This is a genomic window from Clostridioides sp. ZZV14-6150 (assembly GCF_020657875.1).
In the GTDB taxonomy this organism is placed as follows: Bacteria; Bacillota; Clostridia; order Peptostreptococcales; family Peptostreptococcaceae; genus Clostridioides.
The window spans coordinates 1-412 of record NZ_JAGWDA010000068.1 but is presented as its reverse complement, the minus strand read 5'-3'; the positions used below and the strand labels follow the sequence as shown (position 1 = coordinate 412).

At 27.9% G+C, this 412-nt stretch carries 1 protein-coding gene; it reads left to right on the top strand.

Annotated elements, in window-relative coordinates; genetic code table 11:
• Window positions 1-122: 122 nt before the first annotated feature.
• On the top strand, window positions 123-412 hold a 290-nt coding region (locus KGF41_RS20555; RefSeq protein WP_227850946.1), incomplete at its 3' end, for an ATP-binding cassette domain-containing protein.

Here is a 412-nt window from a genome sequence, read left to right as displayed (position 1 = left end):
AAAACTGATAACTGCCATAGTTATAATAGCTTTCTTAGCTACTGGTAACTTAAATATCTCACTAAAAAAAAACAAGTGCAAAGCTAGTACCAAAAATAAATCTGAAAAAAGAGGTGTTATAGATGTTACAAATTAAAAATATTTCAAAGAGTTTCCCAAATCCATATGGTCAACCCAACACTATATTTGAAAATTTATCACTTAATATAGAAGATGGTGAATTTGTAAGTATCATAGGTAGTAATGGAACTGGTAAATCTACTTTATTAAATATAATATCTGGATTATTGAAAGAATCCTCTGGTGAAATCACTTTAGATAATACTAATATAACAAATTTAGCTGAACATAGAAGAACTCAAATAGTAAGTAGAGTTTTTCAAGACCCAAGTTTAGGAACTTGTCCTTCTAT